Origin of the sequence: Rhodococcus sp. H29-C3, from assembly GCF_030063405.1 — a bacterium.
In the GTDB taxonomy this organism is placed as follows: domain Bacteria; phylum Actinomycetota; class Actinomycetes; order Mycobacteriales; family Mycobacteriaceae; genus Rhodococcoides.
In genome coordinates this window covers 1-26,953 of the sequence record NZ_JASITC010000020.1, presented here as the reverse complement: position 1 = coordinate 26,953, position 26,953 = coordinate 1, and the positions used below count along the sequence as shown (strand labels likewise).

The window sequence follows — 26,953 nt, the reverse complement described above, 5'->3', positions numbered from 1 at the left end:
AGAAGGAGACATTTCAGTGGTGCTGAGGCTTTATCGCGCCACCCGCGGGGATGCGCTCGCAACGGCACTGGCTGAGGTGATGTCCTGTCCTCTTTCCGATCCCTTTGCAGCGGAAGTGATTTCGGTTCCCGCGAAGGGAGTCGAGCGTTGGCTGACTCAGCGTCTGTCGATGTCGCTGGGTGGGGCATCGGCCGACGGTATCGGCGCCAATATCGAGTTCCCTTCGCCGGCCCGCCTCGTCCAGGACGCGCGGTCGGCGGCCCTCGGACGCGATCGCAACCTGGAACCGTGGTCACGTGGACGCGTGCTGTGGACGACGCTCGACGTCATCGATGGCTCGCTGACCGAACCCTGGTGCGCGGTGCTCGCCAAACACCTCGGTAACGGAACGGACGAACATCGGGCCGGACGTAGATGGTCCACGGCAGCCCACTTGTCCGAGCTCTTCCGGATGTACGCCGCGGACCGTCCGTCGATGATCGTCGACTGGTCGGCAGGCGTCGACAGTGACGGCGTCGGCGGCGCTTTGGCCGAGGACCTGCGCTGGCAGGCCGAACTGTGGCGAGCGGTTCGCGCCCGCATCGGACACGCGAGTCCTGCCGAGCTTCTCGACGATGCGTGTGCAGCGATCCGCGCCGACCGGTCGATACTCGACCTCCCCGAACGGGTGTCGATATTCGGTGCCACGAGACTGACAACCGATCAACTGCAGGTGATAGCCGCGATCGCCGAACATCGCGACGTGCACGTGTGGCTGCCGCATCCGAGCGATCGAATGTGGACACAGCGCGTCGACCAGCAACTCGTCAGCAGGAGATCAGAGGACCGATCGGCGGTGACGATCGAACATCCGCTGCTCGCCGGCCTTGCCCGAGACGTACGTGAACTGCAGATGCGACTCCTCGGGCTCGGTGGCGAACTCGTCGATACGGTCGAAACCAGTGCCGGCTTTCCCCACACGTTGCTCGGCCGAGTGCAGGACGACATCTCGAACAACAGGATCCCGACCAGGTCCGCCGAACCGGACGGCACCGTCGCCGTCCATGCGTGTCACGGTGCTCCACGTCAAGTCGAGGTCTTACGAGAGACCCTGCTGCACCTGTTCGACGATGATCCGACGCTCGAACCCCGCGACGTGCTGGTCATGTGCCCAGACGTCGAGACATATGCGCCGCTGATCAGAGCGACTTTCGGACAGGGTGGGCTGGCACATCCCGGTCACACCCTTCGCGTCCGGCTGGCAGACCGGGGGCTACGGCAGACCAATCCGCTGCTCGCCGTGATCGCGACACTGCTCGACCTCGCGGTGGGACGAGTGACCGCCAGTCAGCTTCTCGACCTCGCCGTCGCCGACCCGGTTCGCCTTCGGTTCGGCTTCTCCGATGACGATGTGGAGCGCCTCCGTGAATGGACACAGGTATCGGGAGCTCGTTGGGGAATCAACTCCCGTCAACGCGAAAGCTTCGGCCTCGGCGGCTTCCGGCAGAACACGTTCAACAGTGCGGTCGACCGTCTGCTGTTGGGCGTGGCTGCCGACGAAACCGCCCACGAGTGGCTCGATCTGGCACTGCCGGTCGACGACGTGGACGGCAACGACATCGACCTGACCGGTCGGTTCGCGGAGTTCATCGATCGACTTGCAGTCACCTTGCGGGACCTACAAGGACCTCAGCGGACGGCAGAATGGCGCCATGCGCTCGTTCGAGCGCTCGACCTGCTCGCGGAGGTTGCTCCATCCGATGCGTGGCAGCGCGCGCAAGCACGACGCGAACTCGTCGAGTCCACCGAGTACGGCCAAAATTCGGTCATCCGATTGGCCGACGTGCGGGCAATGCTTACTCGGGCTCTTGCTGGACGGCCTTCGCGAGCCAACTTCCGTACCGGAGAGCTGACGGTCTGCACCATGGTTCCGATGAGATCCGTTCCGCATCGGATCGTGGTGCTTCTCGGCCTCGACGACGAAGTGTTCCCACGAGCGGGCAGTGTCGATGGCGACAACGTTCTCTCTCGTGACCCGGCTCCCGGCGAGCGTGACGTCCGTAGCGAGGACCGTCAATTATTGCTCGACGCGGTGATGTCGGCAGGGGAGAAGCTGCTGTTGTTCTACACGGGCGCAGACCCGGTGTCCGGTTCGGTGAAGCCACCGGCCATTCCGCTCACCGAACTTCTCGACGTGGTCGCGGCAACTGCAGGAGCCGATGTGGTCACTCGACATCCCTTGCAACCCTTCGACTCTCGAAACTTCGATCGGCGTGATCCGTTGAGCTACGACAAGGCCTCACTCGACGGAGCGCGAGCAAGCCAGCGCGAACCCGTCGCGCCACAGCCCTTTCTTGCCTCGGCGCTCCCGACACGGGGCCACGGCGACGTGGCTCTCGACGATCTTGTCACTTTCCTCGAACATCCCATTGCTGCATTTCTCAAACAGCGCATGGGTATTCGCGTACCGGAGATCGACGACGATCTGTCCGATTCACTCACCGTCGAGTTGGACGGACTGCAGAAGTGGGACATCGGTGATCGCATGCTCGCCGAGCGTCTTGCAGGCACCGACGTCGCGGACTTCCGTGCTGCAGAATGGCGGCGCGGCACCCTCCCGCCGTTTCATCTCGGCGAACAGCAGTTGCAGGACATCACCCGCGCCGTGGACGCGCTGGTCGACGTGTCCCGAGAAGTTCATGCAGGTGACACAGGCGCACTCGACATATCCATCCGACTCGGATCCGGTCGACGACTGAGCGGGACGGTCACCGGAATTCACGGAGACACCATTGCCAGGACGTCGTACTCGCGTCTTGCGCCGAAGCATCGTCTTGCCGCATGGGTTCGCTTACTCGTCGTTGCAGTACAGGACGATTCGCGACCCTGGCGGGCTGTCACGACGGGCCGTGGACCGGGGAATCGAGCGGCGTGGCGATCGACGATCACGGCGCCCGTGGACGCGCTCGCGCAACTGGAACTGCTCGTGGCCCTACGGGACCTCGGTTTGTCGTCACCGCTTCCGATCGCGCCGGGGGCATCGTCGGTATACGCAGAGCGCCGGTTTCGCGGTGCGTCGGCGGAAGACGCCATCGCGGCGGCCGAGAAGACCTGGTCCGACAAATTCGGTGATGCGAAAGACCGAAGTATCGCGTACTTGTATGGCGCCGGCGCCTCGCTGGAGGTATTGAAGTCGACCCCGGTTCGGGCCGAAGATCCGCACCTCGGTGAGGAATCGACGCTCTTCGGAGTTCTCGCGTGCCGATTATGGTGTCCATTGCTCGACGCAGAAAAGGAGGGCCAGCCATGACCGACTTCGACCTCCTCGGTCCACTCCCTGAGGGGACCACTGTCCTCGAAGCCAGTGCAGGAACGGGCAAGACGTTCGCCATCGTCGGTCTCGCGACCCGGTACATCGCAGAGGGACTGGCAGATGTCTCGCAGTTGCTGCTCGTAACTTTCAGTAGGGCCGCAACTCAGGAGTTGCGTGAAAGAACGCGCAACCGGTTCGCCGAGGTCGCCGCAGGGCTGGGCAGTTCGTCGACAAGTAGCGACTCCCTCGTCCGTCATCTGGCCGAGGGGACGGAAGAAGAAGTCGCCCTGCGTCGCACACGGTTGCTTCGTGCATTGTCCGAATTCGACTCGGGAACCATCGCGACGACCCACAGCTTCTGTCAGCGCATGCTCGATGGGTTGGGCATCGCCGGAGAACGCGAACCGGAAGCGATTCTTGTCGAGGCAGTCGACGACTTGACGAGCGAGGTGGTCGATGACATCTACCTGCGGCGATACAGCAGTGCAGACTTCGATCCGCCTATCGGGCCGGCCGATGCTCGTCAAGTGGCTCGAGAAGCGGTTCGGGACAGACAAGCCCAGCTGGTCCCGGAGCGGGATGAAGACACCGAAGCGGGACACCGCGTCATTTTCGCGGAAGAGGCCCGTGCAGAAGTGCATCGTCGCAAGAAGCTCGCCGGGATACGAGATTTCGACGATCTCCTGAGTTTGCTCCATCGTGTTCTCGTTGATCCCGAGCATGGTGACGCCGCGTGTGCCAGGGTTCGCGATCGATTTCGGGTAGTGCTCGTCGACGAGTTTCAAGACACCGACCCGCTGCAGTGGGACATTCTCCGCCGGGCATTTCACGGCAGGTCGACTCTGCTACTGGTGGGCGATCCCAAGCAGGCCATCTATGCGTTCCGAGGCGCCGAGGTGCTCAGTTATCTCGATGCTGTCGGCCTCGCCGATCGACACCTCGAACTGACGAGAAACTGGCGAAGCGATTCCGGCCTGCTCGGTGCGCTCGAAAATGTCTATGCTGGAGCAGCTCTCGGGCATGGTGACATCATCGCTCACCCTGTGGGCTCGACACACGACGGTTCTCGGATGTCCGAGGTACCGCCGCTGCGCCTTCGCTACCTCCCTCGGACAGGTGCAGGCCCGCTCAACAAATCGGGGTTTCCAGCGGTCGGCGTGCTTCGTGACCGTGTCGCCGATGACGTCGCGTCCGACATCGTCGAGCTTCTTCAGTCCGCTACCCCGCTTTCGCTACCGCGGCGCGGAAATACTGTTGCTCCGGGAGACATCGCGGTACTGGTGCGGACACGGTCACAGATCGCACTGGTGCGTGATGCACTCGATCGGGTCGGCGTGCCCTCGGTACTGGCCGGCGGGTCCAGCGTGTTCGACACCCTCAGCGCAAGTCACTGGTTGTGGTTTCTGCAAGCGCTCGAACAGCCACACCGTGCCGATCGTGTTCGCCTCGCCGCACTCAGTTCGCTGTTCGGATGGACCGCGGAAAAGCTGGACCGTGAAGGCGACGACGCCGTATCCGACGTCAGCGCTCGATTGCGGGAATATGCAGTGTTGTTCGCGCAGGCAGGTTTTGCCGCCGTATTCGAAAAGCTCGCTTCCGAAACACGGTTGGAGGGCCGGCTACTCGCACTCCGAGCCGGTGAGCGGCACCTCACCGATCTTCGTCACGTCGCCCAACTGCTCAATCGTGCTGCCGTCGAGAGCTCTTTGGGGCCGAGCGCACTGACCCGCTGGCTCACCGACAGGATCTACGATCCGACATCGGGCAGCATCGCCGACCGCAGCAGACGTCTCGACAGCGACGCAGCAGCGGTACAGATCGCCACCGTGCATGCGAGCAAGGGACTGGAATTTCCCGTCGTCTACATCCCGTATGCGTGGGATGCGTCGAAGAATCCATATCCCAGCACGCTGCTTCTGCACGACGAGAACGGCAAGCGTGTCCTCGATGTCGGGGGTCGTACCGGTCGCGGGTACGCCGCTCGCAAACTGATTCGAGACAAGGAAGAAGCGGGCGAGGAACTTCGGCTGCTCTACGTCGCGCTCACCAGAGCTCAGTGCCAGGTCGTCTTATGGTGGGCGCCGGCATTTTCTACTGCAACGTCGCCGCTGCATCGGTTGATCTTCGCCCGGTTGTCAGGAGTGGCCGAGCCCGAGGAGAAGGCCAAGGTACCCGAAGACGTTGCGGTGGCGGGCAGGCTCGAGTCCTGGGCCGGTCAAGCGGGCGGCCGGATTTCCATCGAGACAGTAGGCCGGCGCAGTGCAGTCCCAACGTGGAGCGCGGTGAAACATACGACCGAAGAGCTTGCCGCCGCGACGTTCACCCGTAGTCTCGACATGCTGTGGCGTCGTACTTCCTACTCCGCGTTGACCGCCGCAGCGCACGACGTGCCGGGGGTGTCGAGCGAACCCGAACAACCAGAGAAAGACGACGAGCCGGCGGACTCGCGGCCTATCGACGAAGTGCTGGAGGGGATTCCGTCTCCGATGAACGGTATGCCTGCGGGAGCAGATTTCGGCACTCTTGTGCACGAGATCCTCGAGCACGTCGATACCGCAGCGATCGATCTCGACGCCGAAGTGCTTCTTCGATGCAACGAAGCGGTTGCCGAGAGGTCGGCCGAGATCGACCCGTCAGCGCTTGCTGCTGCGTTGATGCCGGTCCTGCGAACTCCCCTCGGCTTCGGGACGCTCGCGGACATAGCTCCACGTGACCATCTGGCCGAACTCGACTTCGAGATGCCGCTGAACGGAGGCGACGATCCCGGTACAGCGAACGTGACTCTGCGGGGTATTTCGCGACTGCTCCGCACTTGTTTACCTGCGGACGATGCCCTTGCCGCATACGCGGACCAGCTCGACGTTCTCGAATCGAAGCCGCTGCGTGGCTATCTGACCGGCAGCATCGACTCCGTCCTCCGAATACCCGGGCCCAAGTACGTCATCGTCGACTACAAGACGAACAGGCTCTCACGCGGTGATCTGACCGTCATGAATTTCACCAGGGAACGAATGGCGCAGGAGATGCTGCGCTCGCATTATCCGCTGCAGGCGCTGCTGTACGCGGTGGCGCTGCATCGGTATCTGCGGTGGCGCCAGCCCGGGTACGATCCCGAGGTCCACCTCGGTGGGGTGCAATACCACTTCGTACGCGGCATGGTCGGGCCCGAAACGCCCTCGGGTTGTGGGGTGTTCGACTGGAATCCTCCTGCCGAACTGGTTACGTCCGTGTCCGATCTCCTGGCAGGATCAGCCGCATCATGACCGACGCACAACTGGTTCAACGAGCCACCGGTATCTTGCGCACATTCAATTCGGCGGGCGTCCTGGCTGCAGCCGACGTGCACGTGGCTCTGCGGTTGGGTTCGCTCGGCGGTGAGCCGTCGGAGCACGTTTTGTTCGCGGCTGCCCTCGCGGTTCGAGCTGTCCGGTCCGGTTCGGTATGTCTGGACTTGAACCGGTTTCGCGAGGTCACCGTGGACGAGGAATCGGATGTCGACCTCGATGCTCTCCCATGGCCAGAGCTGGCAGACATCACCTCCGCGCTCCGTGTGAGTCCTTTGGTGCGCGGTGGAGATCGCGGTCCATTGAAGCCTCTTCGGCTCGTCGCCACCGACGAGGGTGAGCTTCTCTACCTCGATCGGTACTACCTGCAGGAGCGAACGATCCGCGACGTTCTTGCCGGACGCGAAGAGTCACGTCCGGTCGTCGACTCCGATCAGGTCAGGACTCTGCTGGACATGCTCTTCGTGGACGAACACGGCGAGCCCACTGCCGCGCCCGACCGGCAACGCATCGCTGCTGCTCTCGCCGCCACGTCGTGGACAGCTGTGGTCGCGGGAGGACCAGGTACCGGCAAGACACATACAGTGGCGCGTGTGCTGGCGATGTTCGTTCGCCAGTACGGACCTTCGATCCGTATCGGATTGGCGGCCCCCACCGGCAAAGCGGCTGCGCGACTACAGGAATCGGTGACCGAGCAATCGGAACAGCTCGGTCTACCCGACACTCTCACTGCGATGACCCTGCATCGCCTGCTCGGCTGGCAACGTGGAAGTAAGAGTCGATTTCGCCACAATGCCTCGAACAAACTGCCCTTCGACGTCATTGTGATCGATGAGACGTCGATGGTGTCGTTGACAATGATGAGTCGGCTGCTCGAGGCCGTCAGATCGGACACTCGGTTGATACTGGTCGGCGATCCGGATCAGTTGACTTCGGTCGATGCGGGAGCCGTGTTGGCGGATCTCGTGGCAAGACCTGTTCACGGTGAATCCGACCCCGAACTCGATGCGTTACTCGGCCGTGACGTGGACGCCGTCGACGATCCTTACGAGGCCGCGCTGTCGGGCGAGGAACGGAACCAACTCCGAAGTGGGGTCGTACGGCTGAGCCGGGGTAGACGCTTCGGTAGCGCGATAGCCGAACTGGCAGTGGCAGTTCGAGACGGAAAGTCCGAGGAGGTGATGCGCCTGTTGAACGATGACCGCGAGGAGCTTTCCTTCCATGCGCCCACCGACCTGTCAGCACTGCGGACCGACATCCTTCGGACTGCCGACGCTGTGACCACTGCGGCCAGGGTCGGTGACGCGACCGCCGCCCTGGGTGGGTTGGAAGCACACCGGTTGCTGTGCGCGCACAGACAGGGGCCCTACGGAGTGCAGCTGTGGGCGCGGCAGGCAATGGAGTGGGTGGCGGAATCGTCCGGTGTCTACCTCGATCCGTCGCAGTGGTATCCCGGCCAACCGTTGCTGGTGACGGCAAACGATCACGAAGCGCGGATCTACAACGGCGATACCGGCGTGGTCATCGACACCGGTGACGGCGCGCTGATGGCAGCATTTCAGCGCGGATCGGATCCGTTATTGGTTCATCCGAATGTCTTGGCGTCGGTGCAGACGGTCTACGCGATGACCATCCACCGAAGCCAGGGAAGTCAATACGACACCGTCTCGGTGATGTTGCCGGCCGAGGCGTCGTCGCTGCTGACCCGGGAGCTGCTGTACACCGCGATAACTCGCGCTCGTGTGCATGTTCGGATCATCGGGACCGAGGCCGCGGTTCGCGCAGGCGTCGAGCGTCAGGTGTTACGAGCGAGTGGCTTGCGCCGCACCCTCCTGACCGATTTCTCCGGTCAGTAGACGTCCCGTAGATAGCGCTTGTCGCGCTCGAGCTTCGATATGTAGTCCTCGGTTCGATCCGAAGAGCAACTGCCGTGTTCGGCGACGATGTCGTGGAGGCCAGATCGAGCCGGTTCAGAACACCGTCGCGCGACAACCTGGTCAACTCGTCCTCGTAGGCGAAGTCGCTACTTCGATGTTGGTCTCTGAAGAACAGCCAGTTTCGTCCCGACGCTCTGCGCGCCCGACGCTCGTGCAGAAATGCGCGGAACGGAGCGATACCTGTACCAGGGCCGATCATCACGACCGGCACATCGTCCTCGGAGGGCAGCCGGAACGACTTGTTGGGGGAGAGGAAGACACCGGCACTCTCGCCTTCGCCTACCCGATCCGCGAGGTACGTCGAACAGACACCGCCGTGATTACGTTCCGAAGACCGATAACGCACGCTCGCAACAGTGACGTGCACTGTGCCCTCGTGCGCCAGCGGCGACGAGGCGATCGAATAGACGCGGTGCTTTAAGGGCCGCAACAAATCGAGGAGCTCGGACGGTTCCAACGAGACCGCTGTCGCCCAGAGCGAAGGCATAGTGACGGACTTCCTTCGACGAACCTGGGCCGGACAGAACACGGTTGGTCAGCACGGTGGCCTGATACGGGTTCTTGCGATTCCACGGAGTGCGCTTCGGTGTGGATTTGGTTGCTAGTGGTACGTCGATATCGCGACCCGCCTCCCGGTCCGTCGTAACTGGTGTCCCCGATTCCATGACGGTGAAGTATAGGCAGCTCAGTCCAGATTTTGGTTCCGCTGCGAGAGGATTGTCGGAGAATCGAGCATCATCCGGCATCCCCGCCCACAGGTGTTCGCTGGAGAACTTCGATATCGTTCGCCTCGTACCGGACCTCGTATCCCGAGGAAAAGGCCACGTAGAGCGCCTTAGAGTCGCCCTCTTCGTCTGTCGGCCAGCCTGCTGGATGGGATCGGTTGACGACGATCCAATCCGGTGTCGTGGTGTCGACCGGACGTTGGGGGAAGACCGAAACGTCATGAGTGGCGACGAACTGAGGAACCAGGTTGTTCGAGGCCGCGATTCGCTCGTCGTGGGGGATCGAATCCGAGATGACACGCGCTGCCGTCGTTTGCTGGTCGACACGCCAACCGTCCGCACTGGCAAGTCGAGCCAGCGGCAGAAAAGGCAAGGCAACCACAGCGAAAGCAGCGAACGCGACCGCTATCGTGCGGACGCCTCGCTCGGTGAGTTGTCCATGACGTCGACTACGCACCACCGCGTCGATGAGAGCAGAGCGCGCCGAATTCTCGAACCGCCCAGCGAGCCAGCGGAAGAACAGCGGCGGCGAACAACAGGGCCTGGGCCACGAGCAGCGTCTCAGCGGAAGGGAAAAGTCGGTAGATCGGCGCAAGAAGCGCAGTAATCGGAGAGAAGTGATCCCCGAGGGTGTTTAAACCGGTTCCAAGAAGATCCGACGTCGGTGCACTCAGATTCGCGTACGACGAAATCTGCTGAACGAAGATTCCCAGATCGAATCCGGACGTGCGGAGTTGGCGATGCCCCAGGACGGAAAGCGTCGCATACAGAGGTGCCAGGACAAGGAACGCCGCAACCGGGACGACACGGTCTGCGCCCAACCGGCCGCACCCGATCGCCGGTACCTCGGCAACAATTGCCGTAGCAGTGGGAGATGAATCGGTGGCTGTCACAGGAAGAGAGGTCCACCCGACCCACCTAGGACAAACCTGAGAAGCCCAGGTGAAACAACCCGGCTGCTGAGGCAGCGTGGTGGTAGTGCACCCATACGTTCACCCTCGGGTGGAACATGTGTCAGTATCATCGCTGAACCAACCCGGTCGGTGGGGCCGGTATACCGGGGTGACGACAGTTCGACGAGTTCGCAGGGGTCGGGGGAACCGAACACATGGATCTGTTTCAAATAGCAGTGATCGCATTCTTGGCAATCGGGTCGTGCGCCGTGCTCGCCGGAATCGGTGCCACCGTGGTCAGCAGCGAACGCCGCTCCCCGAGCCGTCGAAAAAAGACCAGAATTGCGCCCGGTTGGTACCCCGACGCGCAAGACGAGACGCTCCTTCGATACTTCGACGGACGCGAACCCACCAGGCAGACCTCCCGACGCGAATAGTCAGGACACCTCGAACCTGCTCACTCCGCAGGCTCCGCTCCCGCCCTGTCCAAAGCTCACTCCGCAGGCTCCGCTCCCGCCCTGTCCAAAGCTCACTCCGCAGGCTCCGCTCCCGCCCTCCCACGTCGGCGGCGCCTGGATCGACGCGACGGTGGCTGAGACGAAAGATGGTAGTACAGCGCATCTTCGGAATCCTCGACGACGACCTGAACGACATCCCCCACCACGAGGTAGTCGTCGACATCGATACGGTCCGTGGCTCCGATGACGGCTTTCACCGACCTGGCGGGGATGAGCCCGCGTCGACCGTCGGGGCCCACGGCCAACGCGTAGCGCGGACCGGTTCTGGTCACGCGCGCGCTGATGATCGCGGAATCCTTCGGCACCGGAGTCGGATCGGCGGCAACGTCTTTGGCAGCTGTGGTTTGTGAATCGAGTTGTGCCGCGAGTTCGTCTGCCATGAGGTCGACCTGCAACAGCAGGTCGGCCATATGTCGAGCTTGATTCTCATGAGTCTTCGACGGCTTGAGTGCCTCTCCTGGCTTGTACATGTCCTCGTGGGTCAGCTCGCCCCAGGCGTCTTGCAACCGGGTCTTCACCTGAACTTCCACCTTGACATCCAGGTCGCCCTGGTGCGTGGCAACCCGAACGAGAAGCACCGCGTGGTACGCCCGATAGCCGCTCGGTTTGGGAAACGCCACGTAATTCATCGGGTCTTTCGCGAAGCGCACCGAGCACTCGGGATCCCGACAGGCCAGCTCCAATGCCTCGACGAACGCGTGCAGATCGCGGGGGCTCTTGCACAGGACTTTGATTCCTATGAGGTCACCGAGAGCATCGACGACCTCATCCACCGTGCTCGGCTCGGTGATCCGGCCTTCGGCAATCTTGCGTCGCAACTTGTCCGCGGCCCGGGCAGGGTCCTTGATTCGCGCAGACTGGGCATTGAGGCGGTCACGGTCGACATTGTCGAGAATCTCGTCGGCAATTGTTTCGAGAAAGTTCTGCGTCGTGACCAGCGCTGCTTGCCAAGCGCGACCACGCTGCAGATACACCTCTTCGACGAGGTCATCGATGCTCGTCGATGTTGTCATGGGGGCTGCTTTCGATCGATGAACTTCGGCCTTGGTGCACCGAAGGCTAGCGCAGGTATGAGTGGCCGCCGACCTGTGCCGCGGTACGTCGTGTATCGGGTGTGAAAAGTACCGCGCATCTGTCGGGGGAGGGCACTATTGTCGAAGAAATGACGACCACGGTCGCAGAGGGCGACGAATTCGTTACGCAGTTCGACCCGTACCGGCGCGAGCTACTGGCTCATTGTTACCGAATGACGGGGTCCATTCACGACGCCGAGGATCTCGTGCAGGAGACGTACATCCGAGCCTGGAAAGGTTACGCAAAGTTCGAGGGTAGGTCGTCCATGCGGACTTGGCTGTATCGCATTGCCACCAATACCTGCTTGACGGCATTGGAAGGACGCTCGAGGCGTCCGCTGCCTACAGGTCTCGGAGCACCCAGCTCGGATCCCACAGGCGAACTGATCGAGCGTCACGAGATTTCCTGGCTGGAGCCGATCGCAGATTCGGAGTTGAGCGATTCGGGCGATCCAGCGAGCATTGTCGTCGGGAGAGAATCCATCCGCTTGGCATTCATCGCTGCCCTGCAATACCTTTCGCCACGGCAGCGTGCAGCGCTGTTGATGCGTGAGGTCCTGCAATGGAAAGCTTCGGAGGTAGCCGAAGCACTGGCAACGACCACGACGGCGGTCAACAGCCTCGTGCAGCGCGCACGAGCGCAACTGGACTCGGTCACGCCCGCCGAGGACGGAGTCTTCGAGCCCTCGTCGGCGGAGATCCAAAAATTGTTGGAAAAGTACGTCGACAGTTTCGAGCGATACGACATCGGTCAGCTCGTCGAGCTGTTCACCACGGACGCGGTGTGGGAAATGCCGCCATTCGTCGGGTGGTACCAGGGCGGGAAAAATATCGGCGCGCTCATCCGGGGCAATTGCCCTGCCAGCGGGCCCGGGGACATGCGGATGCTGCCCACCTTTGCCAACGGCCGACCGGCCTACGGGCTGTACATGCGAAACGAGTCAGGCCGACATGTCGCTTTTCAGTTACATGTTCTCGATTTTCGAGCCGACCGGGTCGTACATGTGGCGTCGTTCTTCGATCTGACACTTTTCGAGAGATTCGGTCTGCCCGCCCACTTGTAACCGGTCACGAGCGTCGGCGAACGGCATCCTCTCCACGCTGATCCTCGAGGCTGTGGAGCGACCGGCTTGTCTCCTCTGCGTAGCTCTGTAGCAAGATGGGTCTGCGGGAACGAGCTTATAGCGCGTTCCCGCTGTTTCGTCGAAGAGGAGAATTCATGGATTTGGGACTGTCCGGTAAGTCGTTCGTCGTCACTGGTGGAACCGAAGGGCTCGGTCTGGCAAGTGCTCGCGAGTTGCTTCGCGAGGGCGCGAAGGTGACTGTGTCGTCTCGCTCTCAGGAGAAAGTCGACGACGCGGTGACAGACCTCGGCGCTCATCGCCCAAACGCTGTGCACGGAATGGTCGCCGACAATGGCCATTCGGCCAGCGCAGAACTTGTCGTCGAGGCTGCCCTCGCGCACTGGGGCAAGATCGACGGTCTCGTCGTAAGTGTTGGCGGGCCACCGCTCGGCACAGCTTTGAAAGCGACGGACGAGCAGTGGGAAGACGCGTTTCGCTCGATCTTTCTCGGAACGGTACGGCTGGTCAGGGCGGCAGCAGCATCGATGACGGAAGGCGGCGCAGTCGTGCTGGTGCTGTCGAGTTCGGTGAAATCGCCGTTGACAGGCCTCGGAATCTCGAACGGTCTGCGACCAGGGCTGGCAATGGTCGCCAAGGATATGGCAGACGAGCTGGGTGCACGAGGAATTCGCATCGTCAGCGTCTTGCCAGGTCGATTCGATACAAGTCGCGGTGGAGCCGTCGGCGACGAGGACTTGGCTCGCATACCTCTCGGGCGGATCGGTGACCCTGACGAGTTCGGAAGAGTTGTCGCATTTCTGTCCTCGCCCGCCGCGTCGTACATCACGGGTTCGACGGTCACCATCGACGGCGGCGCACTGCGAGCATTGTGAGCACTGGGCCCTCGAACCCATCCTGGCCGACCGAACGCAAGTGACCCCGCATCAAGCCTGTTGGCTTTGAGCGGGGCCACTGATTGCGAAGGACGGGGGACGTAACTACTTAGCGTGTGCTCGATGCAATGCGTGCAAGCACCCGAGAGAACACCGAGCCGTCCGACCCGAGGGCATCGAAAGAAGTCGAGTCAGTTGGACCTTCCGCATCACCCTTGGCAGCAGCGAGAATGCGCGCCAATTCGGTGCGGCGTTCGATCGCGCCGAGAATAGTGGCGTCGAGCGTGACTAGTTGCTCATCGAGTTGGTCGATCTCGACTTCTGACTGTGCTTCGTTGGCGCTGGTGGCAAGCGAATCGATCTGCAATGTCACATCGTCTCCTTTGTTCGCGTCCTGAGGAGTGAGTCGTTCGATCCCTCGGAACTGTTACACGTTAGTTCTATGTGTCAACGATGTTTCGTACCCTGCACCAAGATGCCTAGTAATCAGGCAGGGGCCAAGCCTTTTGGGCTGTGATGCTGGCAACAATCGAGGTTCACACCGTCGTATTCGACATCTGGGTACGGTCTCGACCCTTCGACGTGGCATCAGCGGCCGCTTCTGGCGTAAAGCGTCGACGTCATATCAACCATTCGGAGCGAAACCTCTCGGGTACTGCTCGTGCGAGAAGAATCCTCGATTCAGTTGACACAGACGATCGGCACAGTAATCGCCCGTTCAGATTTTGGGATTGTCGGTGCGGATTTCGGGGTAGTCGTTCGACAACGACAACCGCAAGGAGTCCATCGTGCGCTATGACTACCTCATTGTCGGCGGCGGAATGGTCGCCGACGCCGCGGCCCGCGGCATCCGCGAGAATGACACCTCAGGGACAATCGGCATTCTGGGGGCCGACAGCGACGAGCCGTACACCCGACCGGCCTTGTCCAAAAAGTTGTGGACGGACAAGGACTTCGGTCGCGATCAGGTTCCGCTGAATACTGCGTCCGACACCGGTGCCGAGGTGCGCACCAATACGCGAGTCCGGTCGGTCGATCGTGGCAACAAAACCGTGACGACCGAATCCGAAGACGCATTCGAGTACGGAGACTTGCTGTTGGCGACCGGAGCATCGCCGGTCCAGCTCGGCATTGCTCCCAGTCCGAGAGTCATCTATTTTCGTACGTTCGCCGACTATCGCGCGTTGCGGGACCTGACCAAAACGGCTTCGCACATTGCCATCGTCGGAGGTGGATACATCGGTACCGAAATTGCGTCTGCACTCGCACTCAACGGAGTCGCGGTGACTCTGATCACCAGCGACGACGTGGTGGGTGGCCACATGTTCCCGGCCTCACTCGCGGCGGCCTTCGAGGCAGGTTTCAGTGAGCATGGCGTCACGATCCGGCGGGCGGTCAAGGTGACAACTGCCGCCGAGGCCTCGGCGCGAGTGCAACTACAACTCGACGACGGCTCGAGCGTCGAAGCAGATGGAGTCGTGTTCGGCCTCGGTGTCCGCCCCAACGTCGATCTTGCCGAAGCCAGTGGATTGGCCGTCGACAACGGCATCGTCGTCGACGAGTACCTTCGCACCGACGATCGGCATATTTACGCGGCAGGTGACGTCGCCAATTATCCCGACGCGATACTGGGCCGTCGACGCATCGAACACGTAGACAACGCAATCGAGATGGGTAAGGCAGTCGGCCGCATCATGGCAGGCGGTACCGAGCCGTACACCTACACGCCGTACTTCTATTCGGACGTCTTCGACGACGGCTACCAAGCCGTGGGAACTATCGACACATCGCTGCGTACCGTAGAGGAATGGAAAGTCGAGCCCAAAGAAGGCGTCATCTACTACCTCGAAGGTGACAAGGTTCGAGGGGTACTCATGTGGAACGTATGGGAAGGCCTCGACGAGGCCAAGGCACTTCTCGGTAAGAAGAAGGCCGGCCGCCCCTGACTCGTCCTGAAGCCCGCGCGGTCGGTTCTGGACCGGCCGCGCGCCACCGTGGCGAGAATTCTGGAACAGTAGGTTCTGGTCGTACGCCACGAGGAGCTGACATGTCCGAGCACACAGAGATCGGTACCAGCCGAGAACGCGTCGAAGAGCAGGTTCGCCGTTGGTGTGAGCGTGAGCGAGTGGACGGCAGATGGCCGATGCTGTCCGACGCGTCCTCGGTGGCTATCGCTGCAGGCCTGCTGGATGCCCCGACCAGGGAAATACTGGCAGCGCGTCGTAGAGCGGGAAGGTCGGTGCCCTCGATCGGAGGCTTTGCTGCTGCGAGAACCCTCGCCGAGGAGCGAGCACGATGGTTGGCCAAGGATACGAAGAACAAGCCGGGATCTGCGCTGGTCTACCGGATGCGAGCCGCTGAGCTGACCAAGCGTCTCGATCGCCTTCGAACGATAGTGGTGATGTCGACCGACTATTACGCACATGGTGTCCGCGCCGTTCGACGTGAGCGCCGCGACGGAATTCACTTGAATCTCGACCAGCGTGATGCACTCTTCGATGCGCTGCTGCATACCCCCGTCCCGAGGCAGCACATCGGCGGGCTCGCCGCTAGAACAGGGCTGTCGGCTCTCGATGTTGCCGCTGATCGAGTTGCTGAGGTATCGAAGGACACTCGGTTCGCAAATGTGGGGGACCGCGCATCGTCAATGATGGCTCAGGTCGCAGATCAAAAGGACGATGTATTCGCCGACCGATACGAGACTCTGCTGTTCATCGCCGGCATGTCGTACGATCGCGTGAACTCCTCCCGGGCGTGGAGATCCGAGCACTTTCTCGTCCAGCGTACGCAACTCGACCTTGTCGAGGAACTCACTCAGGTCGCCGTCGACACCAACTCCCTCCACGACATCAGCACCGAACTAGATGACATCGCCAGGGTGATGCTCGACGACGCCACACGAGTCCAGGTCGCCACCCGCCGTGCTGCGCTCGAGTCGGTATGGACGCAACTGATCGACAGGGTTGCTGCGTTGGTCAGGGTCGCGGACCTGGTTACGCGAGCCGAGGACGACTATTCTGCGATGGACGTCATGCAGCGAGCACACAGCCTCGACAACAGAATCGACGCTCTCGTATCCCGAGCAGGAAATCGTGAACTGTCCGCCGACAACACACATTTCGTCGGCGACCAACTCATGTAACCCAGCTAGGCGACAATGGCGAACAGTACGGCCGCCACGGCAAAGCTGACCACCGACAGGATCGTCTCGAGAACAGTCCATGTCTGCAGCGTCTGCTTGACCGTCATGTTGAAGAATTTGGCGATGATCCAGAAGCCACCGTCGTTGACGTGGCTCAGAATGATCGAGCCTGCCGCGATGGACATAGCGATCAGCGCAGTTGCCATAGGGGAGTAGTCCTGGGCAGCAACGAGTGGACCGACGATTCCGCCGGTGGTCACGATCGCGACCGTTGCCGAACCCTGCGCGATCCGAAGTGCACAGCTGATGACATACGACAGCACGATGATCGGTAAACCCGCAGCCGCCATCGCGTCGGCGAGCGCAGTGCCGATTCCGGTTGCAGAGATGACCTTGCCGAAGAAGGCACCTGCACCGACAACCAGCAGCAGCATGCCGACGGGGCGCAATGATTCACCGGTCAGCGCACTCAATTCTTGAACCGTCGAGCCGCGTCGGATGCCTAGGACATAGAAGGCAATGAGCACTGCGATGAGTAGGGCAACGGCAGGCGTTCCGAGGAACGTCAGTACCTCCACCAGGTTGCCTGGATCGAGGAGAATCGTGCCGAACGTCGCTCCGAGAATGAGAACCAGCGGCACGGCAATGATGGTGCCGATGAGACCGACTGAAGGGGGAGTGGTGACGACCGAACGCTTGGTAGCAACCGAGGCGCCGCCTGCGCCGTCAGGGGCGTCGGGGGCGTCGTTGATGAAGTCGTCCGGCACATCGACGATCACGCGTTTGCCGATCCAATTTCCCCAAACGAGGCCTGCGGCGATGAATCCCGGAATGCCGCAGACGAATCCCATCAGAATCAGCCAGCCCAAGTTCACTTCGAGAAGGCCACCGAGCGCGACCGGACCGGGGTGAGGTGGCAAAAATGCATGGGTCATCGACAACCCGGCCAGCATCGGCAGGGCGTACAGCACGAGCGACTTTCCGCCCTGGCGCGCTGCTACGTAGACGAGAGGTGCCAGCACGAAGATCCCGATGTCGAAGAAGACTGGAATGCCGAAAATCAAGCCGAGCAGGCCCATCGCGATGGGTGCGCCGCGCTCACCGAAGATCCCGAGCAGCTTCGACGTCAGAGCCTGTGCGCCACCGGAGCGTTCGAGGATCGCGCCGAGGACAGTGCCGAGCCCGATGATGACTGCGATATGCCCGAGAATGCCACCGAAGCCCGTCTCGAGCAGTGATTCGTTGCTCTTGAGTGCAGTACCGACAATCTCGGACACCGGCAACCCAGCTGCCAGTGCGAGACCGAGTCCGACGATCAATAGTGCGATGAACGGCTCGAGTTTGACCTTGATGATAACGACCAAAAGCACAGCGATCGCAAAACCACACAGCACGAGAAGGCCAGGAGTGGAGGTCCTGAGCCAGTCGACAGCGGTATTCATAGGTTGCCTTTCGGTAAGGGTTGGATAGATCAACCCATGGATATGACGAAAGCTTCTGCGCGAGCCGTTATTCCGGCCCAGTCTCCAGATTCGACGCTCTGTGGAGACACGACATCGGTGCCTGCCGTGACGGCGACTGCACCCTGGCTCAGGAACTCTGCTGCGTTCGAGGCATTGACCCCGCCCGACGGAATGAGCTTCGCATCGGGAAGGGGTCCGAGAAGGTCCTTGAAGTGCACAGGCCCCAATGCGCGCGCCGGAAAAATCTTGACGGCTGCCGCACCCAGATCGAGTGCGTTCATCACCTCGGTGGGCGACAGTGCACCCATCACGACGGGAATGCCTCGGGCAAGCGCGACCTCGGCCACAGTAGGGCGCAGTCCAGGTGTGACGAGGAACTGTGCGCCGGCATCGATTGCGGAGCGTGCCTGCTCGTCGGTCAGGACGGTCCCGGCCCCGATGACTGCCCCAGCGTCGGCTGCGGCCCGCATCAATCCCAGGACTCCCGGCGTAGTGAAGGTCAGTTCGACAGCCCGTATGCCTCCGCGCGCCAAAGCCTCGGCGAGGGCTACCGGATCAGAGATCGAGGGAGCCCGGACAACAGCGAGTGCGCGATCATCGAGGATCGTCTGCAGGGCGTTCACCGAACCTGCCTCAATGCTCGGCCGGCCAAACTGCCTGTGGGCTTTCCATCATCGATGGCGATTTCGCCGTTGACCAGCACGTGACTGATTCCTATCGCTTGTTGTTTCGGATTGTCGAAGGTGGCCGTATCGCGAATGGTCTCGGGATCGAACAGCACCAAATCGGCCGCGAATCCCTCCGCGATCGTCCCCCGATCGGTCAGGCGCAGCCGCTGTGCGGGACGGCCCGTCAGGTGATTGATGCAGTCCTCCAAGCCCAATAGTTGCTCCTCGCGCACGTAATGGCCGAGGTACCGGGGAAACGTTCCCCATGCCCGGGGATGCGGGCGCTCACCGACGAGGATTGCGTCGCTGCCGCCCATGTGGTTCGGATGCACCATGATCTCGCGGACGTTTTCCTCGTGCCCCACGTGTTGAAGGATGGTGGTGGCCAGCTGATCTCGTTGAAGGATGTCGAAGAAGATATCCACCGGTGCTTTGCTCAGCTCGGCAGCGAGATCGACCATCGTTCGGCCGACATACCCGTCGAGTTCCGAGTTCGCGACGCCGCTGAGCTGGATGGTGTCCCACTCGACCGTCACTCCATGGCAACCGTCGGAACCGTTGACGTTTACGTCCTCGGCGATGCGGGCACGTACTTCGGGATCGGCCATCCTGGCCAGCGCCTGGTCGGGTCCACCGGACATGGCCCAACTGGGAAGCAGGGCCGACAACGTTGTCGCGCCAGGGAGATACGGGTAGGTGTCGAGAGTGACGTCACAGCCGTCGGCGATCGCCGAGTCGACCTTGTCGAGGAATTCCCTTGCGCGACCCCGATTCACACCGAAATTCATGGTGGCGTGCGTCAAATGCAGTGCGCAGCCCGTATCGCGGGCCAGATCGAGCATCTCTTGATAGGCCTCGAGCGCCCCGGCCCCGTAAGACCGCGTGTGCGGCGCATAGAACCCGCCGAAGTCGGCAACGACTTCGCACAGGGCGCGAAGTTCGCTCGTGTCTGCGTACATCCCGGGGGTGTAAGTGAGTCCACTCGACATCCCGACCGCACCCTCGGCGAGCCCTTCTGCGAGTAACTCCTGCATGCGGGTGATCTCGCGCGACGTGGCCGGACGCCGGTCTCCGCCGACGACGAGGTAGCGCAGCGTGCCCTGCGGCACAAGATACGCAGCATTCGGAGTAATGCCCTGGTCGAGGCGGTCGAGATACTCCGCAACCGAACGCCAGGAGAAGTCCAGATCGCGTGGATTGCCGTTCCATCCGGCAATCTGACGACGGATGATGTCGAGAGTTGCGTCGTCGACCGGCGCGTAGGCAATACCGTCCTGCCCAATCACCTCGGTGGTCACGCCCTGACTGATCTTCGGAAAATGTCCGGGATCGGTGAGCAGCCTGAGGTCCGAGTGCGCGTGCATGTCGATGAAGCCTGGCGCGAGCACGTTGCCAGGCTTCGCATCGACTATTCGATCCGCGAAGTGGGTGCCGCCGGGCTCGACGATCGCCTCGATCCGGCCCGACGTGACGAGGACATCACTTCGGATGCGAGGTGAACCCGTGCCGTCGACGACGTCTGCGCCACGAATGAGAATGTCGGTCATAGCGTGGTCCTAGAAGAAGGTGTGGACGAGGTCCACAACGAGGGGATTGTCGGAGTCGGCGTCATCGATCACCGGAATGAGTCGCCACTTGTCGAATGCCGTACACGGATGCGAAAGGCCTAGGCGTACAACAGTTCCGACTGGTAATGCTGCAGAGTCTTCGGGCATCCGTAGGAAAGCGTGCTGATCGTTGAGTGCGGTGACCTCGGCGTGCTCGACGCTCTGGGGTACCGGGAGTCCTTCGTCGAACGGCAGATCCCGCTTTCCAGCGTCCAGCAATGCCAACCCGGGTTCTGGCGTGGACACAACGCGAGCCCAGCCGTGCATCGCCGATCTCAACGGGTTGTCGGAGCGAGCCGAATTCATCGGCGAAATCTGTGAATAGAATCCGTCGTCGTGGATGATGTAGGCGCCCGATCGCAGTACCACCGACGTGGCGACGCCACGCTCACCCTTCTCGTCTGCCATGGCAGCCAATCGCTCGACCACCAGGTCCTGATATGCGCTGCCACCGGCCGTCACGACGGCGTGGGTGTCGTAGAGATCGGCATCGAGTAGTTCCCGGTGCAGGGCGGCCACGGTGTCCAAGTAGGTGCGGACATCAGTCAGACCGGTGGGTGAGCGGTCATGGCTCAGCGCGCCCTCGTACCCACCGACCCCGGCGAGGGCAAGAGATGGTGATGCGACGACAGCGTCAGCGACGCCACGAGCAGACTCTGTCGTCCGTGCGCCAGTTCGCCCGTGTTCTCCACCGAGTTCGACGATCACGTTGACCCGACGAGCGCCCGCCGAAGAAGCGAGGACAGCATTCATTGCCTTTACGGTGGCGAGACCATCTGCCCAGCAGTAGAATTCGAATTCAGGGTGAGCTTCCAGTTCGGATGCAAGCCAGGTCAGTCCCACCGGATCGACGAGGGCATTGGCGAGCATTATTCGCTCGACGCCGAACGCTCGTGCGAGCTGCACCTGCCAAATGGTAGCCAAAGTGATTGCCCAGGAGCCTGATTCGAGCTGGAGTCGCCACAGCGCAGGCGCCATCGTCGTCTTGCCGTGCGGTGCGATCCGCACTCCGGCGTGCTGCGCCCACTCGGCCATGACTGCAATGTTGTGCTGCATGCGCCCGCGATCCAAGGTGAGTAACGGAGTCTGGAAGTCCGCCAGGGTGGGGGCGGTGCTGATGAACTGCTCGACCGACTGCCCCCATGTACTCGGGGGGACGGACTTGTGTTCGGGGCCGAGAGTCCTCGTTCGGAGGGCGTTCACGGCATTCGAGTCGATCAAGACGGAACCTCCAGGGGCTGGCTGACGCGTCGGCCGGGGATTTGCGTTGCGTATTACGCAACGCATGTTGCGCAATGTGTTTACGATTAGTAGTGTGCAACGAAACACGTCCAGCCGCAAGCATTCGAAGGAGATCGATGTGACATTGCCGCGAGCAATATGCGTCGGCGAAGGACTGGTGGTGCTTGTTGCGACTCCTGGCCCACTCGAGAACTCGGAGACCTTCACCCGTTCCGCCGGGGGGGCGGAAGCCAATGTGGCACGAGTGTTCGCGCAGTTGGGTGTCGATGCTGCCTGGATCTCGAGAGTGGGAAACGATGGATTCGGGCGCTATCTGGTGGACGAACTGGACTCCGCGGGAGTGAACACTTCAGCCGTAACGCGTGATGAAGGTCGGCCCACGGGCCTGTATGTCAAGGAACGCGGTGCAGGTACGGGTTCTCCAGGGGATCTACCTCTCGGCGAGAGCAAGATGACCTACTTTCGGACGGGATCCGCGGCCAGCGCGCTCTCGCCGAATGACATCGACAGTGCACACGCTGTCGCGATGATCAAGGCCGCAGAGTTGGTTCACTTCTCCGGAATCACTGTCGCTCTTTCCGAGACCGCAGAAAACTTGACACGCCAATTGACTGCTCGCGCAGCGATGGTGAGCTTCGACCTCAATTATCGTCCTGCGCTGTGGGGTTCCCGACTGCAGCACGCGCCGAGGGTTCTCGCGGACCATGTCCGTCGAAGTGACGTCGTTCTGATGGGTGCCGACGAAGCGAACGAGGTGTTCGGTATCGACGACCCCGACGCATTGCGGGCAGAGTTTCCAGAACCTCACCACCTCGTGATCAAGAACGATGCCCACGTCGTGACCGCGTTCGAAGGCCGCTCCCGAATCGACGTCCCCGCGTTGACACTCGACGTCGTCGAGAAGATCGGTGCAGGTGACGCATTTGCCGGTGGCTATCTCACCGGTTTGTTGGACGGGCTCACGCCCGTCGGGCGCGTGCGGCTCGGTCACCTTTGTGCTGCGGGGGCACTTACCGCACACGGTGATATCGCCGAAGTGCTCCAGGCGCCGGCACGTCGATCCGCTCTCGACCTGTCGGACGAAGGCTGGCGCCTGCTGCAGTACTCGACGTTGGTGACCGCATGAGTCAGAGCCTTTCCCGAGCACTGACAATTCTTGGGTTACTCGGAGCCGAGTCCCGTTCCCTCGACCAGCTGGCCGGAGAACTGGAAGTCCACAAAACGACCGTGATGCGTCTACTGCGCACGATGGAAACCGACAGATTCGTTCAACACGATTCGAATCATCGATACGTGCTCGGATCCCGGTTCTTCGAGCTGGCCAATCGTGCACTCGAACAGCGTGACGTGCGCACAGTCGCACGACCACATTTGTCCGAACTCAATGTCACTACCGGCCAAACGATTCACCTCGCAACCTACGAATCAGGCGAGGCGGTGTACATCGACAAGTTCGACGCCAAGCAAAGCGTGCGCATGTATTCGAGAATCGGACGACCCGCCCCATTGCACTGCACAGCTGTCGGCAAGGTTCTCGTGGCGGCACGTCCGCACACCGAACGGGTGAATATTGCCGAGCGAATAGCCTACGAGCGCTTCACTGATCGGACCATCGATTGCGCCGAGAAATACCTTGCGGAGCTCGATCTGGTTGCCGAACAGGGTTACGCGGAGGACCACGAAGAGCACGAGTCATTCGTGAACTGCATCGGAGTGCCCATCCGCGACGGGACCGGGTCAGTAGTGGCCGCCGTGTCGATGTCGGTTCCCGACATGCTTCTCAACCACTCCCAAGTTTTGGCGACGCTCCCGGAGGTTCGACGAGTGGCGGCGGCGATCTCCGCGGACCTCGGTTGGATACCTGCACATGATGTCGACAGCAGTGAGAAAGGATAATGATGAGCGAGAAAATCGCAGTCCGAACCGACGGGGCGCCGGCGCCGGCGCATACGTTCTCGCAGGGTGTTCGCAAGGGGCCGTTCGTTCAGGTATCCGGGCAGGGTCCCGTAGATCCGAAGACCAACGAGTACCTGTACCCGGGAGATGTAGCCGCGCAAACCATTCGGACGCTCGAGAACGTTCGTGCCATCGTGGAAGCGAGTGGTGCGACATTCGACGACGTCGTCATGCTCCGGGTGTACCTCACCGAGCGCGGGGACTTCGCGAAGATGAACGACGCCTACGGCGAATTCGTGAAGAAGCACACGAGGGGTGAAGTGTTGCCAAGCCGCACTACGGTATTCACCGGACTTCCGCGTGAAGAGATGCTGGTCGAGATCGACGCAGTCGCGATCGTCTGACGTCTGCTGGGCCCGATCCGTAGTCGATCGGGCCCCCGGCTTCAGGCGTTGTCGTAGAACCCGACAGTGCGGAGCGCCGACCGCAGCGCCTCGACCACACGTTCCCAAGGAACTGCCTCCTCCTCGCATTCCGATGCAGCGGCGTCCTCGCCGCGAAGTCGGGCCTCACGCGCACATTCCTTCCATGACTCTGACTGCTCGACGCAGAACCTCTCGTAGCGAGCGATTTTCATCTGGTCCCGCCCACACACAGATACGACATCTTCGGCGTCGATAGTCCCGCCCGACTCTGCATCGAGTTCGAGCAACGCCATCAACTGCGTGGGCACTTCCTCCTCGGTTGCATCGTCCGAGGCATCCCCGGGACCGATAGCAAATGCCGATGTCGAGAGCCTGCCACCGAGATAGGCTGCGAAATCATCATCGACTCGGGTAACGAAATCTGCGAGACGGCTGACCGCATCCATCAAGTGTTGGGGTACGAAGGGCCGTGCTTCGATGCTGGAGGAGAGTTGAACGCGGTCGTCGACGAGGAGTAATTTCAGCCGCGGATGGCGACGATTGAGATCCGCGACCACTTCGGCAGCGCGTGTTCGACCGCCGATTCTCTCGACAATCGGAGCATCGACGCGCACTTCGTCGAGAGCAGCGATATAAACGTGAGCACTTACCTTGCCCAACTGGATAAAGCAGCTTCCGTCCGACGCAATGCGTATTTCCTGCCCGGGGAGCGCCTGCAATGCCCTTCGGACTGCTCTCGAGAGAGCTTTCTCGTCAGCATGAATCGAGGAAGCCATCGGCTCGAAGACCTCACCGGCGTCGCCGAGCAGTTCGACTCCGAAGACGCCCTCGACGGTGCTCCCGTCCTGCGAACCAACGAGGAAGCTTGGGTGCGGAATGTTCCACGTGCGACGAAGCTGTGTGACAACCGTCGAAGCGAACCGATCTGCACACAAGACTGGCTCTTCCAAAACGTGAATGTCGGAAACACCGGATTGGCGCCAAGGCGAAGGTGGATTCGACAGTCCCGACGACACGCACACGAGGGTTCTGCGCGTAGTCGTCCGCAGTCGCATCTCGAGCTTCTCGGCACCCTCGGGCAGGAATGCCGGCGACAGTGACCAATCTGCGGTGCACTCACCGGATGCGAGCCGATCGCCCAGTTGCGACGCGAACCGTCGCCAGTCCTTCTCCGTCGAGCTATCCAGTTCTCGAATCTCGAACGTCGACATTGCTTCTCCCCGTCATCAACCGCGAACTTCTCGAACGGAGAGAAACCTAGCGAGGGGTACCGACACAAATCGTTCGCATCAGTTCTTCCCACGGATGACCAGGGCCGGGATCATGAGTTCAGCCGACGTCAACGACCCATGGTGTCCGCGGAGAGCCGATGCCGACACTTCCGTGCGACTCCGAATCACTACGGACCGATCGTTCGCCAGGACCAGTAGGTCGCCAATTCGTCCGTAGGCGTCCGTAGAGACAATCGGGCCGAACCATCCGAGATCGACGGCGTCGTCCCTTGCTATGACGCGAAAGCCGCCGCCGAGGTGCTCCCGCCACGTCGCAGCTACATCGTCACCGGCTCCTTCGCGGGTATACAGGTAGCGCATCCGCGGCTCTCCACCTACAAGGCGAATTTCCCGCTGCAGTTCGACGGAGGTGTCGTAGTCGATTCTGTCCTCGACTTCGACCATCCCGTGATCCGCCACTACTACCAGTGCGCCGTCATGTGGAAGGCGCTCGGCGATCGCCTGCGCGAGATCGTCGACGTGACCGAGCTCCAGTCGCCATGCGAGCGACTGCGGACCACGAACATGGCCGACCAGGTCGAGATCTCCGTAGTAGGCGTAGACCAATGTCGGCCCGGCTGAATCGAAGATGTCACCGACTTGGGCTCCCAGATCTCCGATGGACACCGACGCGTGAAACGTCGGCCCACGCAGCGCAGCGCGGGTAAGACCCGAACCGTTCTGCATCGATGGTCCGACATGCGCCACCCTCACACCGGCATCGAGCCCACGCTCGAAGGCCGTCGGGGAGGGTTGAAAACTCTCGGGAACGAGGTCGGCCGGAAGCCCCTCGGACTTCCTGGCACCGACGAGCTTCCATTGCAGGCTGTTCATCAATCGCTTATGGCGAGGAGCTTCGACGAGATACCCCATGATTCCGTGCGAGCCAGGCGGTAGCCCGGTGCCGAAAGAACTCAGGCTGGTTGCCGTCGTAGTGGGGAAGCCTGCGGTGATAGGTGGCGACGAATGAGAGTTGAGGAACGGCGCTTGCTTGGGGTGGGCCGAGAGTTGGTCCGAACCCAGGCCGTCGACAACGAGCACACACACTCGACGAACGCCGTCCAAGTCCAAACCGATTCGATCTACCTCACCCTCGACACCGAGATGAGAGAGTATCGAGGGCACCACATCGGCCGACGATGCGGACCCGTAGCGCGGATTCAGGAGCATGCATCCACCGTATGCGGTCCGATCGGACGGCGTGGAGTCTGCAATTAACCAATGTGAGCCGTTGACCAGGCGATTTGCACAACCGTTCTTGTTGGCGTAACTTTTGTCGAGTCAGAGCGACACGGACACCGACCCGGACCGAGAGGTGCGGGACACGAGGTTGGACGAAGTTCGAACTGGCACTCCCGAACAAGGTAAGAGAAATCAGCCATGTTCGGGGTATGAGCGTGTAAGCCCCGGATCGAACGCGAATGCGAACGAAATGGTGTGTGCGTGTTCTTTGAGAACTCAACAGTGTGTCGATGAATGTCAGTGCCGAATTTTGTATTTGGTGAAAGCATCCGATGTCGATGATCATCCGCTTGTGGTGGTTATGGTTGGGTGTTGTTT

21 protein-coding genes and 1 pseudogene are annotated in these 26,953 nt (G+C 61.5%); 11 read left to right on the top strand and 11 right to left on the bottom strand.

The genetic code is table 11. From position 1 onward, the window contains the following. Positions 1-19 precede the first annotated feature (19 nt). Genes recC through recD form a run of 3 tightly spaced genes read left to right on the top strand, consistent with a single transcriptional unit; the run spans position 20 to position 8,432 of the window. A complete protein-coding gene (recC, locus tag QMK32_RS23405; protein ID WP_283477881.1) occupies positions 20-3,289 on the top strand; it encodes an exodeoxyribonuclease V subunit gamma in 3,270 nt (1,089 codons plus the stop codon). Continuing rightward, the gene (locus QMK32_RS23400) at positions 3,247-6,555 is read left to right on the top strand and encodes a UvrD-helicase domain-containing protein (protein ID WP_283477880.1); all 3,309 of its coding nucleotides are present in this window, start codon (positions 3,247-3,249) and stop codon (positions 6,553-6,555) included. Before recC ends, QMK32_RS23400 begins: the two co-directional genes overlap by 43 nt. Beyond that, entirely contained in the window at positions 6,552-8,432 is a 1,881-nt protein-coding gene (recD, locus tag QMK32_RS23395) for an exodeoxyribonuclease V subunit alpha (protein ID WP_283477872.1), read from the top strand. Before QMK32_RS23400 ends, recD begins: the two co-directional genes overlap by 4 nt. On the opposite strand, the pseudogene QMK32_RS23390 reads toward recD, so the two are convergent. From QMK32_RS23390 to QMK32_RS23380, 3 genes and pseudogenes are all read right to left on the bottom strand, one after another. Beyond that, positions 8,426-8,979, bottom strand: a pseudogene (locus tag QMK32_RS23390) (sulfite reductase subunit alpha); the annotation flags it as partial. The gene recD and the pseudogene QMK32_RS23390 sit on opposite strands and share 7 nt — an antisense overlap. 269 nt (positions 8,980-9,248) lie before the next feature. Further along, positions 9,249-9,695, bottom strand: coding sequence for a DUF2079 domain-containing protein (locus tag QMK32_RS23385; protein ID WP_283477870.1), 447 nt, complete (start codon positions 9,693-9,695; stop codon positions 9,249-9,251). Continuing rightward, the gene (locus QMK32_RS23380; RefSeq protein ID WP_283477869.1) at positions 9,688-10,131 is read right to left on the bottom strand and encodes a DUF2079 domain-containing protein; all 444 of its coding nucleotides are present in this window, start codon (positions 10,129-10,131) and stop codon (positions 9,688-9,690) included. The genes QMK32_RS23385 and QMK32_RS23380 overlap by 8 nt, the downstream gene beginning before the upstream one ends. 215 nt (positions 10,132-10,346) lie before the next feature. Between QMK32_RS23380 and QMK32_RS23375 the strand changes: the two genes are divergently transcribed. Further along, the gene (locus tag QMK32_RS23375) at positions 10,347-10,568 is read left to right on the top strand and encodes a DUF2510 domain-containing protein (protein ID WP_269306282.1); all 222 of its coding nucleotides are present in this window, start codon (positions 10,347-10,349) and stop codon (positions 10,566-10,568) included. A gap of 92 nt (positions 10,569-10,660) precedes the next feature. On the opposite strand, the gene QMK32_RS23370 is transcribed toward QMK32_RS23375, so the two are convergent. Beyond that, positions 10,661-11,662: a GTP pyrophosphokinase gene (locus QMK32_RS23370; RefSeq protein WP_283477867.1), complete on the bottom strand. Its 1,002-nt coding sequence runs from the start codon at positions 11,660-11,662 to the stop codon at positions 10,661-10,663. Between the two features lie 149 nt (positions 11,663-11,811). Between QMK32_RS23370 and QMK32_RS23365 the strand changes: the two genes are divergently transcribed. Beyond that, entirely contained in the window at positions 11,812-12,786 is a 975-nt protein-coding gene (locus QMK32_RS23365; protein ID WP_283477866.1) for a sigma-70 family RNA polymerase sigma factor, read from the top strand. A 155-nt stretch (positions 12,787-12,941) separates the two neighbouring features. Continuing rightward, positions 12,942-13,679, top strand: a complete 738-nt coding sequence (locus QMK32_RS23360) for an SDR family oxidoreductase (protein ID WP_283477865.1) — start codon at positions 12,942-12,944, stop codon at positions 13,677-13,679. Positions 13,680-13,788: 109 nt separating this feature from the next. Here QMK32_RS23360 and QMK32_RS23355 read toward each other — a convergent pair whose 3' ends face one another. Beyond that, complete coding sequence (locus tag QMK32_RS23355) at positions 13,789-14,052, bottom strand: chorismate mutase family protein (protein WP_283477864.1); 264 nt, start codon at positions 14,050-14,052, stop codon at positions 13,789-13,791. Between the two features lie 415 nt (positions 14,053-14,467). On the opposite strand from QMK32_RS23355, the gene QMK32_RS23350 reads away from it, so the two are divergent. Beyond that, entirely contained in the window at positions 14,468-15,625 is a 1,158-nt protein-coding gene (locus tag QMK32_RS23350; RefSeq protein WP_283477862.1) for an NAD(P)/FAD-dependent oxidoreductase, read from the top strand. Positions 15,626-15,726: 101 nt separating this feature from the next. Then, positions 15,727-16,821, top strand: coding sequence for a hypothetical protein (locus QMK32_RS23345; RefSeq protein ID WP_283477860.1), 1,095 nt, complete (start codon positions 15,727-15,729; stop codon positions 16,819-16,821). A 5-nt stretch (positions 16,822-16,826) separates the two neighbouring features. On the opposite strand, the gene QMK32_RS23340 is transcribed toward QMK32_RS23345, so the two are convergent. Genes QMK32_RS23340 through QMK32_RS23325 form a run of 4 tightly spaced genes read right to left on the bottom strand, consistent with a single transcriptional unit; the run spans position 16,827 to position 21,846 of the window. Next, complete coding sequence (locus QMK32_RS23340) at positions 16,827-18,263, bottom strand: GntP family permease (RefSeq protein WP_283477858.1); 1,437 nt, start codon at positions 18,261-18,263, stop codon at positions 16,827-16,829. 29 nt (positions 18,264-18,292) lie between these two features. After that, positions 18,293-18,907, bottom strand: coding sequence for a bifunctional 4-hydroxy-2-oxoglutarate aldolase/2-dehydro-3-deoxy-phosphogluconate aldolase (locus QMK32_RS23335; RefSeq protein WP_283477857.1), 615 nt, complete (start codon positions 18,905-18,907; stop codon positions 18,293-18,295). Then, a complete protein-coding gene (locus tag QMK32_RS23330; RefSeq protein WP_283477855.1) occupies positions 18,904-20,499 on the bottom strand; it encodes an N-acyl-D-amino-acid deacylase family protein in 1,596 nt (531 codons plus the stop codon). The genes QMK32_RS23335 and QMK32_RS23330 overlap by 4 nt, the downstream gene beginning before the upstream one ends. A gap of 9 nt (positions 20,500-20,508) precedes the next feature. Then, a complete protein-coding gene (locus QMK32_RS23325; protein WP_502943748.1) occupies positions 20,509-21,846 on the bottom strand; it encodes a type III PLP-dependent enzyme domain-containing protein in 1,338 nt (445 codons plus the stop codon). 28 nt (positions 21,847-21,874) lie between these two features. Between QMK32_RS23325 and QMK32_RS23320 the strand changes: the two genes are divergently transcribed. The 3 genes from QMK32_RS23320 to QMK32_RS23310 are packed head-to-tail and all read left to right on the top strand — an operon-like array spanning position 21,875 to position 24,101. Beyond that, positions 21,875-22,927, top strand: coding sequence for a sugar kinase (locus QMK32_RS23320; RefSeq protein WP_283477852.1), 1,053 nt, complete (start codon positions 21,875-21,877; stop codon positions 22,925-22,927). Next, entirely contained in the window at positions 22,924-23,697 is a 774-nt protein-coding gene (locus QMK32_RS23315) for an IclR family transcriptional regulator (RefSeq protein ID WP_283477850.1), read from the top strand. Before QMK32_RS23320 ends, QMK32_RS23315 begins: the two co-directional genes overlap by 4 nt. 2 nt (positions 23,698-23,699) lie before the next feature. Beyond that, on the top strand, positions 23,700-24,101 hold the full coding sequence (locus QMK32_RS23310) for a RidA family protein (RefSeq protein ID WP_283477849.1): 402 nt from the start codon (positions 23,700-23,702) through the stop codon (positions 24,099-24,101). 41 nt (positions 24,102-24,142) lie between these two features. On the opposite strand, the gene QMK32_RS23305 is transcribed toward QMK32_RS23310, so the two are convergent. Together QMK32_RS23305 and QMK32_RS23300 are read right to left on the bottom strand one after the other, a co-directional pair. Next, complete coding sequence (locus QMK32_RS23305; protein ID WP_283477847.1) at positions 24,143-25,333, bottom strand: T3SS (YopN, CesT) and YbjN peptide-binding chaperone 1; 1,191 nt, start codon at positions 25,331-25,333, stop codon at positions 24,143-24,145. A gap of 78 nt (positions 25,334-25,411) precedes the next feature. Further along, positions 25,412-26,563 (bottom strand): alkaline phosphatase family protein, encoded by a 1,152-nt coding sequence (locus QMK32_RS23300; RefSeq protein WP_283477846.1) that lies wholly within the window; start codon positions 26,561-26,563, stop codon positions 25,412-25,414. Positions 26,564-26,953: the final 390 nt, after the last annotated feature.

Bases quoted from the DNA above. Each gene is read 5' to 3' on its own strand.
- recD (WP_283477872.1), top strand. From the start codon at position 6,552: ATGACCGACGCACAACTGGTTCAACGAGCCACCGGTATCTTGCGCACA.
- QMK32_RS23340 (WP_283477858.1), bottom strand. From the start codon at position 18,263: ATGAATACCGCTGTCGACTGGCTCAGGACCTCCACTCCTGGCCTTCTC.
- QMK32_RS23300 (WP_283477846.1), bottom strand. From the start codon at position 26,563: ATGCTCCTGAATCCGCGCTACGGGTCCGCATCGTCGGCCGATGTGGTG.
- QMK32_RS23315 (WP_283477850.1), top strand. From the start codon at position 22,924: ATGAGTCAGAGCCTTTCCCGAGCACTGACAATTCTTGGGTTACTCGGA.
- QMK32_RS23325 (WP_502943748.1), bottom strand. From the start codon at position 21,846: ATGCGTTGCGTAATACGCAACGCAAATCCCCGGCCGACGCGTCAGCCA.
- QMK32_RS23375 (WP_269306282.1), top strand. From the start codon at position 10,347: ATGGATCTGTTTCAAATAGCAGTGATCGCATTCTTGGCAATCGGGTCG.
- QMK32_RS23345 (WP_283477860.1), top strand. From the start codon at position 15,727: ATGTCCGAGCACACAGAGATCGGTACCAGCCGAGAACGCGTCGAAGAG.
- QMK32_RS23310 (WP_283477849.1), top strand. From the start codon at position 23,700: ATGAGCGAGAAAATCGCAGTCCGAACCGACGGGGCGCCGGCGCCGGCG.
- QMK32_RS23370 (WP_283477867.1), bottom strand. From the start codon at position 11,662: ATGACAACATCGACGAGCATCGATGACCTCGTCGAAGAGGTGTATCTG.
- QMK32_RS23365 (WP_283477866.1), top strand. From the start codon at position 11,812: ATGACGACCACGGTCGCAGAGGGCGACGAATTCGTTACGCAGTTCGAC.
- QMK32_RS23400 (WP_283477880.1), top strand. From the start codon at position 3,247: ATGGTGTCCATTGCTCGACGCAGAAAAGGAGGGCCAGCCATGACCGAC.
- QMK32_RS23360 (WP_283477865.1), top strand. From the start codon at position 12,942: ATGGATTTGGGACTGTCCGGTAAGTCGTTCGTCGTCACTGGTGGAACC.
- QMK32_RS23305 (WP_283477847.1), bottom strand. From the start codon at position 25,333: ATGTCGACGTTCGAGATTCGAGAACTGGATAGCTCGACGGAGAAGGAC.
- QMK32_RS23330 (WP_283477855.1), bottom strand. From the start codon at position 20,499: ATGACCGACATTCTCATTCGTGGCGCAGACGTCGTCGACGGCACGGGT.